Origin of the sequence: Streptantibioticus silvisoli, assembly GCF_027947535.2 — a bacterium.
GTDB classification, from domain to species: domain Bacteria; phylum Actinomycetota; class Actinomycetes; order Streptomycetales; family Streptomycetaceae; genus Streptantibioticus_C; species Streptantibioticus_C silvisoli.
The window spans coordinates 1-13,179 of the sequence record NZ_JAAGKO020000029.1 but is presented as its reverse complement, the minus strand read 5'-3'; the positions used below and the strand labels follow the sequence as shown (position 1 = coordinate 13,179).

The 13,179-nt window shown below is 73.2% G+C and carries 12 protein-coding genes; 9 read left to right on the top strand and 3 right to left on the bottom strand.

Annotated features, from left to right (window positions below; all coding sequences use genetic code 11):
• The first annotated feature begins 205 nt into the window (after positions 1 to 205).
• Entirely contained in the window at positions 206 to 766 is a 561-nt protein-coding gene (locus POF43_RS19820; protein WP_271316248.1) for a lytic transglycosylase domain-containing protein, read from the top strand.
• A 219-nt stretch (positions 767 to 985) separates the two neighbouring features.
• Here POF43_RS19820 and POF43_RS19815 read toward each other — a convergent pair whose 3' ends face one another.
• Complete coding sequence (locus tag POF43_RS19815; RefSeq protein ID WP_271324437.1) at positions 986 to 1,888, bottom strand: TIGR03619 family F420-dependent LLM class oxidoreductase; 903 nt, start codon at positions 1,886 to 1,888, stop codon at positions 986 to 988.
• Positions 1,889 to 2,494: 606 nt separating this feature from the next.
• Between POF43_RS19815 and POF43_RS19810 the strand changes: the two genes are divergently transcribed.
• The 6 genes from POF43_RS19810 to POF43_RS19785 all read left to right on the top strand — a co-directional run bounded on the left by POF43_RS19810 (position 2,495) and on the right by POF43_RS19785 (position 9,610).
• Entirely contained in the window at positions 2,495 to 3,334 is an 840-nt protein-coding gene (locus POF43_RS19810; protein WP_271324438.1) for a helix-turn-helix domain-containing protein, read from the top strand.
• Between the two features lie 379 nt (positions 3,335 to 3,713).
• A complete protein-coding gene (locus POF43_RS19805; RefSeq protein ID WP_282704680.1) occupies positions 3,714 to 5,906 on the top strand; it encodes an ATP-binding SpoIIE family protein phosphatase in 2,193 nt (730 codons plus the stop codon).
• Positions 5,907 to 6,597: 691 nt separating this feature from the next.
• A complete protein-coding gene (locus POF43_RS19800; RefSeq protein WP_271324582.1) occupies positions 6,598 to 7,092 on the top strand; it encodes an NAD(P)-binding domain-containing protein in 495 nt (164 codons plus the stop codon).
• Between the two features lie 256 nt (positions 7,093 to 7,348).
• Positions 7,349 to 7,780, top strand: a complete 432-nt coding sequence (locus POF43_RS19795; protein ID WP_271324583.1) for a hypothetical protein — start codon at positions 7,349 to 7,351, stop codon at positions 7,778 to 7,780.
• Between the two features lie 434 nt (positions 7,781 to 8,214).
• Positions 8,215 to 8,718 carry an RlpA-like double-psi beta-barrel domain-containing protein gene (locus POF43_RS34920; RefSeq protein ID WP_271324584.1) on the top strand — a complete coding sequence of 168 codons (504 nt, stop codon included), beginning with the start codon at positions 8,215 to 8,217 and terminating at the stop codon, positions 8,716 to 8,718.
• Positions 8,719 to 9,091: 373 nt separating this feature from the next.
• The gene (locus POF43_RS19785) at positions 9,092 to 9,610 is read left to right on the top strand and encodes a GNAT family N-acetyltransferase (RefSeq protein WP_271324585.1); all 519 of its coding nucleotides are present in this window, start codon (positions 9,092 to 9,094) and stop codon (positions 9,608 to 9,610) included.
• Between the two features lie 208 nt (positions 9,611 to 9,818).
• Here the strand turns inward: POF43_RS19785 and POF43_RS19780 are convergent, their stop codons facing one another.
• Entirely contained in the window at positions 9,819 to 10,259 is a 441-nt protein-coding gene (locus POF43_RS19780; RefSeq protein ID WP_271324586.1) for a VOC family protein, read from the bottom strand.
• Between the two features lie 102 nt (positions 10,260 to 10,361).
• Here POF43_RS19780 and POF43_RS19775 point away from each other — a divergent pair, with 102 nt between their 5' ends.
• Positions 10,362 to 11,237, top strand: a complete 876-nt coding sequence (locus tag POF43_RS19775) for a helix-turn-helix domain-containing protein (protein ID WP_271317177.1) — start codon at positions 10,362 to 10,364, stop codon at positions 11,235 to 11,237.
• A gap of 296 nt (positions 11,238 to 11,533) precedes the next feature.
• On the opposite strand, the gene POF43_RS19770 is transcribed toward POF43_RS19775, so the two are convergent.
• On the bottom strand, positions 11,534 to 12,109 hold the full coding sequence (locus tag POF43_RS19770) for a TetR/AcrR family transcriptional regulator (protein ID WP_271324587.1): 576 nt from the start codon (positions 12,107 to 12,109) through the stop codon (positions 11,534 to 11,536).
• A gap of 98 nt (positions 12,110 to 12,207) precedes the next feature.
• On the opposite strand from POF43_RS19770, the gene POF43_RS19765 reads away from it, so the two are divergent.
• Positions 12,208 to 13,053: an oxidoreductase gene (locus POF43_RS19765; RefSeq protein WP_271324588.1), complete on the top strand. Its 846-nt coding sequence runs from the start codon at positions 12,208 to 12,210 to the stop codon at positions 13,051 to 13,053.
• The last annotated feature ends 126 nt before the right edge of the window (positions 13,054 to 13,179 follow it).

Sequence of the window (13,179 nt, the reverse complement as noted above, 5' to 3'; positions counted from 1 at the left end):
CCCGGGCTCCGCTTTTTCGCCGGGCCCGCCTTGCACCCCATCGCCCGGCCCTGCGCCGGTCCTGCGCGGGTCTGCGACGCGGCCACCGCGCCGGCGGCACCGTGCGCATCGTTCTCCGAGGATTGCCGCCCGGACAACCGGGGCACACGCCCTGCGCAACGGGCGGTACGGGCGGTAATGCGCGGGAGCGAGGGCGAGGATGGACATGAGCACGGCCACTGGGGTGACGGGAAAGCCGGGCGCAGCGGAGCAGTCGGCACCCACACCGCCCCTGCTGCCCGGACGGTACGACCCCGACGAGTACGCCGACCACGTGGTGCGCAGCGCGCGCGAGGCCGGAATCAGCCCCCGGCTGCTGATGACCGTACTGCGCAACGAGGCGTACAAGCCGCATCACCCGCTCCTGGAGCGCCTGTGGCAGTGGTGGAAGCCGGGAGCGTCGTTCGGCCTGGTCAACATGCACCGCACCGCCTTCGAGCAGGTGTGCCGCGCGCACGACCTCGACGGGCGGTGGCAGGACATGCGGGACGACCCGGGCTTCGCGCTGCGCGCGGCCGCCTGGCACCTGCGCGACCTGGCGGCCCGGCTCCCGGACCGCCGCACCGCGCGGCTCACGACCGAGGAACTGCTCGCCCTGGGCTACAACACCGGCGCGCGCAACATGCGTGCCTTCGCCCGCGGCGTCCCCGCCGGCCCGATGGCCCGCTCCTACCTCCGCCGCTTCCGGGCGAACCGCCCGCAGGCCGACACCCTCCCAGCCGCCTGACGGGACGCGGGAGGCCGGGCCGTCCGGGCCTGCCTCCCGCAGCACGCGCTCACGGCCCCCGGAGCCGGAGAAACGGGCGGAGCGGGAGAGCGGACCGCCGTGCCGTCTCCCGCCCCGGGAGCCGCCTTCGTGGGTTCCGGGGCGGTCCCGGCCGTCCGGCACGCGCTCGTCCCAGCCGTTCGCCACACGCTCGACCCAGCCGTTCGCCACGCGCTCGTCTCAGCCGGTCGCCACGCGTTCGAGGACGTCCCGGGCATGCTCGACGGAGCCGTCGACGGTGTCCACCGCGTACATCGAGTCGACCATGAAGTGCTCGATGCCCGTGCGTTCGTGGACGCGCCTGATGGTGTCGGCGACCTCGGCCGTGCCGGTGCCGGCGTCGATGTTCACCCGCAGCACGGTGTCGATGGCCGCCGGTTCGCGGCCCGCCCGCACGGCGAGTTCGTCGAGCAGGGCGCGTTGCGCGAGCAGTCCGTCGATGTCGACGTGGCCGGGAACGACGCACACCGGGAGCCAGCCGTCGGCACGGCGGGCGACCCGGCGCAGCGCGCGTTCGGACAGGGCGCCCAGGTAGATGGGCGGACGCGGGCGCTGAACCGGCTTGAGGGGCGTATGGTGCAGCGGCACGGACAGCTGCGTGCCGTGGTATTCCGCCGGGTCGCCGCCCCAGATGGCTTCGAGGGCGTCGAGTACCTCGTCCATACGTGCGCCGCGCCGGGCGAAGTCCACGCCGGCCGCCCGGAACTCCTCGGGGGACCAGCCGACCCCGAAGCCGGGCAGCAGGCGTCCGCCGCTGACCAGGTCGATCGTCGTCAGGGACCGGGCCAGCTGGACGGGCGGGTAGAGCGGGGCGACGAGGACATGGGTGCCCAGCAGCACGTTGCGGGTGGCACTGGCGGCGATGCCCAGCAGGATGAAGGGGTCGGTCGTGGCGTTGAATTCGGCGGGGATGGTGTTGCCCCGGCCGCCGTAGCCGACGCTGGGACGGACGGCGGCGAGGTTGCGGTCGCCGACCCAGAGGCTGGCGGCCCCGGCCTGCTCGACCTCGGAGGCGAACGTCGCCGTCCGCGCGATCCCGTGGGCCTGGCGGTGGAACTGGGGCAGTGCGAAACCGATTCTCATGGCGTCCCTCGTACCGTGTCGCACGGCGTGCCTCCCCGGCGGAGGCACGTGCCGGGTCCGTAACGTGCGACACACGCGTGCCCGGTCCGCAGCGGGCAGCCGCGTCCGCACCACCGTGTCCCGCACGGTACGCCCGGCCACTGTAGGACGGCCGGATCGGCGGGGCGGGCCCGCAGACCTTTTCCGGACGGTCCGGACCGAGCGCCGGGGACGTGGCCGGGATGGGACGGTACGGCGAGAGCCTCGGGACGCGGACTCGGACGCCGTCCGGCGTCCGGCGTCCGGACCTCGGCGTGCGGGGGGCAGCATGGCGGCGGCGGACGACGTCGGCGCGGCGGGCGTAGAGTCCCCCTATGACCGCTGTTGTGACGGCGGCCGTGCGGGACGCCGGCGGCCTGCACCGATCGTTCGCGGGCGGGTCGGGCCGCGTTGCGGAGGCGCGACCGTTGGATGGGCCGGGCCCGATCGTGTGCGAGCCCGGGGTCGCGGTCGACGCACCGGACGGTTCGGCAGTCGCCCGCGGGCCCGGCGTCGCCGGCGCCGCAAGTCAGCAGTGGGCGAAGGGGACTTGGAAGGCCGGCGATCCGTACCTGCGGCAGGAGTGACATGGGCTCGGCGGAACGCGCTTACGCGCCGGACGCGTTGAGGGGGCTGCTGCGCCGGGCGCGGGAGCGGATCGCCCGGGCCGGCGTCGGCGGACTGCCCGAACTCCGCCTGGCGGCGGGCCTGTCCGCGGTGCCCAGGACCGGCCGGCGGGACCGCGGTCTGACGCAGTACGACATGGACGTGCTGCTGGGGCGGCCGCCCGGGGCCTGGTACAGCCGGTTCGAGCGGGGGATGATCGCCAACCCGGCCGGGCCGGACCTGCACCGGCTGGCCGAGGTGCTCGGCCTCGACGCGACCACGTGGGACGCGTTGTGGAAGTGCCTGTACGGCAGACCGCCGACGGACCCCGAGGGGCTGCTGGGCGTGGCGCAGGCCCCGCCGATCTGGTACTCCGTGGTGACGTCCAGTCCGCTGCCCGCGTACGTGGTCGACGAGGGGTTCGACGTGCTGTGGCACAGCCCGGCCGCGGACGAGTTGTGGGGCGGGTGTCCGCACAACACGGTGCTGTCGGTCCTGGCGGCCGACGCGAGGGTCCGCGAGAACGTGCTGGTCGACTGGCCGTACTGGTGTCTGACCGCCGTCTCGCAGCTGGCCGGCGCGCTGCGCGAGCGTCCGACGCACCGTCGGCTGCTCCAGATCCGGGACATCGCTCTGCTCGATCCGCAGGTGCGCGCGGTGTGGGACCGCCAGGCGGCGAGCCCGACGCTGTTCTCCGGCGGCGGCCGGCGGCTGATGCGGCACGCCGGTACCGGGCGGGTGGGTGCGGTGAGCTGCGCGGTCGCGGTCCTGGAGGGTGTGGTCGGCTACCGGGTGGAGTTCCTGCGGTGGACACAGATTTGACGGTGCGTCAGGCATTGTCGTGCGGTGTATTCACCGAGGTTGAACACGTCTTGCCATAGGGGCTGACGAATTCCCGGTGAGACGAAATCCGGGTGGTGCCCTTCCCCGATGAGGCGGGTCGGTCGGCCTCGTCCGCCGTACAACCTCGCCTGTACAGATGGCACCGCCTCCCATGTACGGCGGATGCGGACTGCCGTCGACGCGTCCGCAGTCATCGGACCACGGTTCCGGACCGGCGTCGAATGCGCCAACGGCCGCTGTGGCGACCCCAGTTGCTGCTGACGTGACGGATCGCCCCCGGACGGAGCGTGCGGATGGCGTGCCGCGAATCCCACTACGGGGCCGACCGCACGCGGCTGGCCGGTTCTAGACTGCGGCCATGGCCACCAGCGGCCCCGGAGCCGGAAACGCTCCTCCTGGGCCAGCAGATCGCGGCACCCGGTCGGCGGACGGCACGCCGGGCCGCGCCGCCGAGCTGTACCGGGCCCTGGCACTGCAACCTCACGTCGGCGTCCTCTTCCTCGACGACCGGCTGCGGGTGCGGGACGCCATCCACACCCCGCTGAACTTCGGCGGCCTGGTCATCCGCGCCGGGGCCGGGGTGCGGCTGACCGACCTGGTGCCCGAGGACGACCGCGAGTCGGTCGCCGCCCACCTGCGAGCCGTCCTGGCCACCGGCTACCCGTCGGTGTCCACCGCGCACCAGACCTGGCGGATGCGCACTCCCGCCGGACTGCTGTACGTGGCGATGACCGTGCTGCGGTCCGTCGACGCCGACGGCAACCCGAGCCTGGTGGTCACCCTCATCAACACCACTGACGACGTCCAACGCGCCCAGCGCCTGGAGCTGTTGCAGGACGCCGCGGAACGCATCGGACTCCAACTGGACGTCGTGCGTACCGCCCAGCAGTTGGCCGACGTCCTCGTGCCGCGGCTGTGCGACGTGGCGGTGATCTCCCTCGCGGACGAGATACCCGAGGGCCGGGAGCCTCCCACCCGGACCGGCGGCGGGGATCTGGCGTTGTGGCGCGCGGCGATCGCACCGGCGGGCGAACCCCGTCCGGAGGGTTACATCCGGCCCGCGCGGGACTCCCGGGACGCGCACGTCCCGCCGTTCCTGCGCGGCCCGGAAGTCATCCGCATGTTCCAGGCCGGCCAGCACTTCACCCTGGTCGGCCGGGCGGCGACCACGGCCGTGGTGGACGACGAGCCCGACATGGTGCGGGCCCTGGTGCCGTTCGCCGAGGAGGAGGGGTCGTTGACGGTGGCGTGCCTGCCGCTGCTGACCGAACGCGGCGGCGAGCACAACCCCGCCGACCCCGGACTCGTCCTGGGATCGGTGGAGTTGTGGCGCCGGGGCGAGGAACGGCCGTTCGACGAGGCCGACGTGCGCACCGGCAAGGCGATCGTCTCGCGCGCCGCGGTGAGCCTGGACAACGCCCGCCGTTACAACCTGGAACGGCGCACCTCGCTCGCTCTGCAACGCAGTCTGCTGCCACCGGCCGCCACCGCCGCGGCCGCCGCGTCGACGGCAGCCGTCTACGTACCCGCCCGTTCCGGCCGGGGCCTTGGCGGTGACTTCTACGACGCCATCGAACTGTCGTCGAAGCGGGTGGCGCTGGTGGCCGGGGACATCGCCGGCCACGGCCTGCACGCCGCCGCCACGATGGGCCGCATCCGCACCGCGGTGCGCACGCTGGCCGCCATGGACCTCGCGCCCGGCGAACTGCTCACCCACCTCAACGAGTTGGTCGTCGAACTGGCCGACGGGGCCGCACGCGAGGAGTCCCCGGCCGGGTCGAGCTGCCTGTACGCGGTCTACGACCCGATCACCTGCCGGTGCTCGATCGCCAGCGCGGGGCATCCACCACCGATCGCGATCCGGCCCGACGGCGCAGCCGACTACCTCCCCGTCACCCCTGGAGATCCGCTGGGCCACGGTGCGGTCGTCTTCGACGTCGCCGAGACCGACCTGGCGCCCGGCACGGTGCTGGCCCTGTACAGCGACGGCCTGGTCGGCCTGGAGGGCGTACGCCTGCCCGAGCGGCTGTCGGCGGCCCTCATGACGGCCGACGGCGAACTGCACGGCGCCGCGGAAGGCGTGGTCGCCGCGCTGCCCGACACCAGCCTGGCCGACGACGTGACGCTGCTGCTCGCGCGCACCCGCGCCATCGCCGACGACGACACGGTCGCCTGGCCGATCCCCCACGACCCGGCCGCCGTCGGCGACGCCCGCGACCGCACCACCCGCCAACTCCAGGACTGGGGCCTGGACGACCTGGCCTTCACCACCGAACTGATCGTCAGCGAACTCGTCACCAACGGCATCCGCCACGCCGAACCACCCGTCGTCCTGCGCCTGATCCGCGACCACGACACCCTCGTGTGCGAGGTCACCGACGGCAGCAGCAGCGCACCCCACCTCACCCGCGCGCCCGACAGCGCCGAGGGCGGCCGCGGCCTGATGATCACCGCTCAACTCGTCGCGGGCCGCTGGGGCGTCCGGTACGACAGCACGGGCGGGAAAGCCATCTGGGCCGAGCAGTCCACCACTCCGTTCTCCGAGGGCTGACGCGGCAGGCTCGCGGGCGGCGGTTTTTCGGCGGGCGGCGGGCGGGGGTGGAGCGGCGCCGGAGTGAAGGCGGGCGGGGACGCGTGGGCGGGTGAGGGCGGACGGGGAGGCGTGGGCGGCGTGTTCGGCGGCGGCGCGGTGTCCGGCTTCGGGGTTCGGTTCGGGGTCCGGCTCGGGGTTCGGCTCGGGGTTCGGCTTCAGGGTCCGGCTCGGGGTCCGCCCCGGGGGTCACGCACCGACACCTGTCGCAACTGCCCGTTGAGCGTGGCGACGACGGTTCGCAGGCACTGAGCTTCGCCGCGGGACCGCACTTCTGCATGGGCGCGGCGCTCGCGCGGTCCGCCCCGGAACCGGGTGCCGGCATCCAGCCGGCCACCACGGGCACCAGCCGGCGCCCGCCAAGGCCCGGCAAGGCCCCCGGGCAAGGCCCACCAAGACCCACCAAGGCCCGCAATGGTGAACGTTCAACATTGAACGCCGGCGTGCCTATACGCCCGACCGCCGCCTGCGCAGAATCGCTGCACAGCGCACCCGGCGGTCCCTCCACCGCGACGCGGGAGCGTTGGCGCCCGGGGTACGGGACCCGGACTCCGGGCGCCGGAACCGCCTACCGGGCACCCGCAGCCATCCCACCGACCACCCGTATCGAGGACACCACCATGCCCCGCCCCATACCGTCCGGCGGCCCGACGTGAACCGCGCGGACGCCACCGTGCTCACGACCAGTGACGCCGCCACCGCCATCATCACCGACGGCCTGCGCGCCTCGGGGGCCTCCGTCGCCTCGTGGATCACGCCCGCGGACGCGACCGCCCGGCAGAGCGGGCTGTTCGCGCGCACCGCCAGCAGATCCGCCGGCTGGGGCCTCGCCACCGCGGCACGCACCGTGATCACGCTGTGGCCGACCCCCGCCCACCTGGACGCCATGGCCCCGCACCTGCTGCCCTACCTCGCGCCGGGCGCGACCTGGCTCCAGCTCGGGCCGCATCCCGCCGAGTCCGCGGCCGCGCTCGCCGGCCGCGCCGCCGGCCGGGGCGTCGCCCTGGTCCACGCACCGGTCGGCCGCACCCCCGACGGCGGCCTGCTCCTGCCGGACCGTCACCGCACCGCCCTGCTGCGCCGGCCGCTCGCCCCTGCCGTACGCCTCTGGATCACCCGCATCCCCCCGCTGGCGGAGGAGATCTGACTCCACGGGTTCCCCGGGGCGAACCGGCGACAGGTAGCCGCACCCGTGGCCGCCCCGACCGGGACGGCCACGCTCAGCCACCGGGGCTCCCACCCGCACCCGCACCGCCCACCCGTACCCGTCCCCTACCGCCGACAGAAGCGAGACCCCGCCGCACGGCGCCGCCATGCCGCCCGCCGGCACGACTGATCACCGCCGGCCACGCCAACCACCTCCTCGCGAGCCCCTCCCATCCCCCGACCGACAGGACCACCCCATGCTGATCATCGGCACCACCGTCTCCGTCCTCACCAGGGTCGACCTCGTCGTCGACCGTCCCGAGCGGCTGCTGCGCGCGGCCCGCCACCTGTCCCCCGGCAGCCTCCCGGGCGGCGCCGGCCACGCCGACCGGGACGCGGGACGGATCTACGCGTCACTCGTCGCCCTCGTCGCCGAGTACGGCGGTGATGTGCTCGCCGAGAACCCCGGCCGGTTCGGCCTGATCGGCGGTGACTCCTCCACCGTCCTGCTCCAGGGCGAGGACGCTGACAGCCCCTGGCAGGGGACCTGGCCACCCGGAGTCGACCGGCGGCGGATCATGCTCCAACTGGACGGCGGCATGACCTGCGACGTCGAGCACCACCTCGCCATGGAGGCGGCGGAGGAAACGGAGGCGGAGGCAGAGGAGGAGGCGGAGGAGGACGGCTGAGGCCGCGCGGTACGCCGGCGGAGGCCGCGCCCGGGCCGCTCGGGTACCGGTGGACGGCAGCGGTTCCACGCCCGGTTCACCGGCATGGCCGTAGCGGCGGAAGCCGGCCACCGGCCACCTCGCGTGGGCGAGGGCGGTCCGTACGTACGCGGTAGGACTACGGGCAGCAGTACCGGACACCTTCGCCGAGCCTCAAGCGGGGCGAAGGCGTCCGGAAGGCTACTGGCTGACGGCGCCGCGGGCTGCGAACCTGAAGGCCCATTGGTTCGGACCAGATTGAGGGGTACGCAGTGAACCCATCAGTGCGAACCGCCGGACGCGCTCTCGGTGTCCTCGCCGGCGCGGCGGCCGTGTCGGGGCTAGCCCTCGTTCCCGCGAACAGCGCCTCCGCCGTGGGCATCGCGGCGACCGCCCGTCACACGGCACCCCATGCCGTGCCGCACGACGACACCTGCTGGGCGACGCACTACGGCCAGGGCATTCCGCCGGGTTCCTTCACCGCCAGCGGTGATGTCTTCGACGACAGCGCGATGGCGGCCGCGACCTCGCTCAGTCTTGATCCGCAACTGCCGTTCGGCACGATGGTGAAGGTCACCAATACCGCCAACAACGCCTCGGTGACCGTACGCATCAACGACCGCGGCACGTTCACCTCACCGGTGTGCCTCGACCTGACCGACGGCGCGTTCAGCCAGCTCGCCGCACTCGACCCCGACCCCGGGCACATCGTGGTCACCGAGCAGGTGGTCTCCGGCGGCGGCACGACACCGCCGGGCGACCCCGGCTGCGCGACGCCCTGGAGCAGTTCGGCGGTCTACGTGGCCGGTGACACCGCCTCGGACGCCGGGCACGACTGGCAGGCGAAGTGGTGGACCACCGGCGAGGATCCGACCACCAGCGGCCCGTCGGGCGTCTGGCAGGACCTCGGCCCCTGCTGACGGCGCGTCGGCGGGCGGCGTCCGTCGCGCTCGGGACCGGGTGGGTGACGTTCACCGGCCTCCGTCTGTAGGGCGGGCCACCCTGCGGCGGCCGGCGCCCGCCCTCCGGCCGGAACGACCGCGGTGGCGGCCCTCAGTCCGTCGGCGGACTGTCCACCCTGGTCAGGGCACGGGCGACGTCGATGTCCCTGCCGATGGACACCGCCTGAAGGGGCGTCGCCCGGAGCAGCGGGAAGTACGCCGGTGCGCGATGAGGCACGGGGACGCGGCACGCGATGCGGCACGCGTCGAAGCCGTGAGGTGATCCGGACGCGGGTTCGGACCGGCCGAGATACCGGCGCAGTTCGTGATACCCGTGGTGCAGAGTAGGGCCATGCCTTCGTACGAGCCGATGTCGTTCCACCTGGAGACCGAGCGGTTGGGACTGCGGCCGTGGGCCGAGTCGGACGCCGATGAGCTCTGTGCCCTCGCATCCGAACGCGGCAACTCCGAACGCGGCAACGGGGCGCCGGCGGTCGAGCGCGGGCGGGAGGTGATCTCGGCGACGCTGGCCGCGACGGCGGCAACCGGGCTCGCGCTGTTGCCCGTCCGGCGCCGCGCCGTAGGCGACTTCATCGGTTATTGCGGGCTGACCGTCGGCCGCTCCACGGTCGCGGAGCCGGAGATCGCCTATGAGTTGTTGCGGCGTGCGCACGGGCGCGGCTACGCCACCGAGGCGGCCCGCGCGGTACTCGGTGCCGCGGCAGCGACAGGGCGGGAGCGGCTCTGGGCGACGGTCCGCACGTGGAACACATCATCGTTCCGGGTGCTGGAGAAACTCGGCTTCGAGCGGGATCACCTTTCCGCGGACGACCGCGGCGAACTGGTGTGGCTCACGCGCTCGCTGCCGTGAGGTGGGGAAGTACCGGCTCCGGGCCGCTTCCCATCACCACCGCGCGCTCCGCGGGCCGGAAGTCATCGGGCAGCGCATCCCGGCGCATCAGTGACGTCGATGGGCACGCATTGCCGCTGTCGCAGCTCCGGGGCGCCGGTGGCGTACCGGATCAGCAGTCGGTCCACCGGTCGATGGCCGGCCGGGGAAGCCTGACGTGGCTGGAGCGTTACGCCTGCGTCTTCCGGTCGGAGACCCCCGCGCCGGGGGCGCTCAGCTCGATGACGGTGCCGACGTTGTCGGTGACGAAGGCGATGCGCCGGCCGATGTCCGGTGCCTCCATGGGGCCGCCGATCAGCGGCACCCCGAGTTCGAGCAGCCGTGACACCGCCGCGTCGAGATCTGCCACAGCGAGGCAGAAGTGGTGCAGGCGCGACGGGTCCATGCTCGTGAGGACGTTGTCGGCCGGCGCCCCGCCCCGGTCGGACGCGCCGGTGAGGAGTTCGATCCTGACGTCGCCGGCGGCGAGGAAGACGAACGTGGTGCCGTGGGACGCGAATTGTCGCTCGACGGTGAAACCGAGGTTGCGCGAGTACCACGCGATCGTGGCGTCGAGGTCCTCTCGGGTGACAGTGATGCCCACGTGGTCGTGGGAGAACGTGAAGGTCATGTCCGTAAGGATCATCGGCCGCCGGGCCGGCAACCAGGGAGAGGAGGTCGGTAGGAAAACCGCTACCACCTTCGGGTGGGCCCCAGTGCGACAATCGGAGTCATGACCGCTGACATCGCGAAGCTCGGCCCGATGCTGCGGACCTGGCGAGGCCGCGTCCCACCGGAGGCCGCGGGACTGCCCGGCGGCCACCGGCGCCGGGTCACGGGGCTGCGCCGGGAGGACCTCGCCGAGCTCGCGGGAATCTCGGTCGACTACGTGGTCCGCCTGGAGCAGGGCCGCTACGCGACCCCGTCGGCGCAGGTGGCCGCGGCGCTGGCCCGCGCCCTCCAGCTCACCGACGCCGAGCGGGACCACCTCTACCGGTTGGCCGGGCTGGCCCCTCCGGCCGCCGGGGAGATCTCCGACCACATCCCGCCCGGCCTGCACCGCATCCTGAACCGGCTCGGCGACGCCGCAGCCGCCGTGTGCGCCGCCGACTGGCAGTTCATCTGGTGGAACCGCTCCTGGACCGCGCTGCTGGGCGACCCCTCGTCGACGCCGGTGGCGCTGCGCAACTTCGCTCGGGACACCTTTCCGGCCGACGGGGCCGGCCCCCGCCTGGCGCACTGGGAGGTGACCTCGCTCAGCAGGCCGGAGGTCGAGGTCTCCGTCGTGTCCGACCTGCGCCGCGCCGCGGGACGGTTCCCGGCCAGCGACCGGCTGGCCGTCCTGATCCGGGACCTCACGACGGGTAACCGGCGCTTCGCCGAACTGTGGGCCTCCGGCGCGGTCGGCGCGTACCGGGAGGACCACAAGATCGTCCACCACCCCCTGGCGGGGCCGATCGCGGTGGACTGCGACGTCCTGACCGACGGCGACGCGGAACGCAAGATCGTCGTCCTGGCCGCCGCTCCCGATACGGAGGACGAAGCCAAGTTCCGCCTGGCGATGACGTCGGGCCTTCCCTCTTCGCTCGCGGCCGGGCGGAACAGCTGATCGACGCGGCGGGCCGGATCGCCGCCGCATCGGACCTGGGGCCGCCCGGGCCGAGCACTCACGCCGTTGCGCAGCCGCGGCCGCGCGGGACTGAGCAGACGCCACGCCGCAACGCATACATGGCTTCGCTCCCACCACGTAACGCGCCCACGGCTCGACCCGACCAACGATCAACAGGGCACGCCGGTCCGCGAGTTCGCCGCCGTTCGGGGCCGACGGACCGGACTCCCGCGGTCAGGCCTGCTCGGGGCCTCGGACTCCGGCGGTCAGGTCTGCTTGGCCTCGGACTCCGGCGGTCAGGTCTGCCCGGGGCCGTCGGCCAGGAGGCGTTCCACGGCTGCGATCACCGTGCGGCGGCGGTAGGCGCGGCTGGTCGACGTCGTCGCGGAGAACTCGGGGTTCGTGGTCGCCCAGGAGGTCGCGACGGCCTGGATCAGGGTCAGCAGTTGCACAGGGTCGAAATGGGTGGTGAGGAGTCCGGCGCGCTGGGCCTGGCGCAGGCGGTCGAGCCGCACTTCGTTCAGGGTCACGACCGCCTCCAGGTTCATCCCCTGCGGGCGCTCCAGGCGGTACCAGGTGGACAGACGCAACGCGGCAGGGTCGTCCTCGAACCGGTCGAACAGCCGCCCGGCGTAGGCGGGCAGGTCGGTGGCGTCGAAGTCGACGTCGTCCATGACATGGCCGACGTACGAGCTGAAGACCGTGTCGAACAGCTCGTCCTTGTTGCCGAAGTAGGCATAGATCAGCTGCTTGTTGACCGAGGCGGCCTTCGCGATGCGGTCGACGCGCGCGCCGGCGATGCCGTGCTCGGCGAGTTCTGCCGTGGCGGCTTCCAGCAGCCGCGCCTTGGTCTGTCCGGAGTCTCGCGCCATGCCCTCACCGTAACAAACAACTAGTTGGTTGCGTACGTCGGGCCGATGATGTTGGCTAGGAGGCATACAACCGGTTGGTTACATAGGAGGGCGGCACCATGGCGAAGACCTGGCTGATCACCGGAAGCTCGCGGGGTTTCGGACGGGAACTGACCCGCGCGGCGCTCTCGGCCGGCGACAACGTCGTCGCCACCGCCCGCGACCCCCGGCAGCTGAGCGACGTCGAGGACGCCTTCCCCGACCGCGTCAGGACCGTGGCGCTGGACGTGACCGACGCGGCCGCGGCCCGGGCGGCGGTACGGGTCGCGACCACCGCTTTCGGCGGGCTGGACGTCGTGGTCAACAACGCCGGTTACGGCAACTCCGCCGCGATCGAGGAGACGCCCATCGAGGACTTCCGCGCCCAGATCGAGACCAACCTGTTCGGCGTGGTGAACGTGACGCAGGCAGCGCTGCCGGTCCTCCGCCGGCAACGGTCGGGCCACTTCATCCAGTTCTCCTCGATCGGCGGCCGCGTCGGCGGCACCCCCGGCATGGCGGCGTACCAGTCCGCCAAGTTCGCCGTCGAGGGGTTCTCGGAGGTCCTCAACAACGAGGTCGGCCCGTTCGGCGTCAAGGTCACCATCGTCGAGCCCGGCGGGTTCCGCACCGAGTGGGGCAGCACGTCGATGCACCGTGCCGAGGTCGAGCACGTGGAATACGAACCCAGCGTGGGAGCGATGAACCGCTTCCGCGAGTCAACCGTCGACACGTGGGCCGGCGACCCCGCCCGGGCAGCGGCCATCATCCTGGACGTCGCCCGCCGGGAACGCCCACCGCTGCGGTTGCTGCTGGGCGCCGGCGCGGTGGAAGCGGCGGCGAAGTCCTCCCTCGCGCGCGCCGCCGAGGCGGAGGAGTGGGCCGAGATCAGCCGCTCAGCCGATTTCCCGCCCGACCAGGGGTGATCGCGGTTTGGGCGGACCGCGTGGCTGGCGTCCTCCGGAGCGACGCGTCCTCCGGGGGAGGTCCTCCGGAGCCGGGGTGGTGGGACGCGGCCGGGCTTCGGGGGAGGCCGCGATTCGGGTCGGGGG

Coding starts and splice junctions, on each gene's coding strand:
- POF43_RS19815 (WP_271324437.1), bottom strand. CDS start 1,888: ATGAGAATCGGTTTCGCACTGCCCCAGTTCCACCGCCAGGCCCACGGG.
- POF43_RS19770 (WP_271324587.1), bottom strand. CDS start 12,109: ATGGCGCGAGACTCCGGACAGACCAAGGCGCGGCTGCTGGAAGCCGCC.
- POF43_RS19820 (WP_271316248.1), top strand. CDS start 206: ATGAGCACGGCCACTGGGGTGACGGGAAAGCCGGGCGCAGCGGAGCAG.
- POF43_RS19795 (WP_271324583.1), top strand. CDS start 7,349: ATGCTGATCATCGGCACCACCGTCTCCGTCCTCACCAGGGTCGACCTC.
- POF43_RS19810 (WP_271324438.1), top strand. CDS start 2,495: ATGGGCTCGGCGGAACGCGCTTACGCGCCGGACGCGTTGAGGGGGCTG.
- POF43_RS19765 (WP_271324588.1), top strand. CDS start 12,208: ATGGCGAAGACCTGGCTGATCACCGGAAGCTCGCGGGGTTTCGGACGG.
- POF43_RS19775 (WP_271317177.1), top strand. CDS start 10,362: ATGACCGCTGACATCGCGAAGCTCGGCCCGATGCTGCGGACCTGGCGA.
- POF43_RS19780 (WP_271324586.1), bottom strand. CDS start 10,259: ATGACCTTCACGTTCTCCCACGACCACGTGGGCATCACTGTCACCCGA.
- POF43_RS19785 (WP_271324585.1), top strand. CDS start 9,092: ATGCCTTCGTACGAGCCGATGTCGTTCCACCTGGAGACCGAGCGGTTG.
- POF43_RS19805 (WP_282704680.1), top strand. CDS start 3,714: ATGGCCACCAGCGGCCCCGGAGCCGGAAACGCTCCTCCTGGGCCAGCA.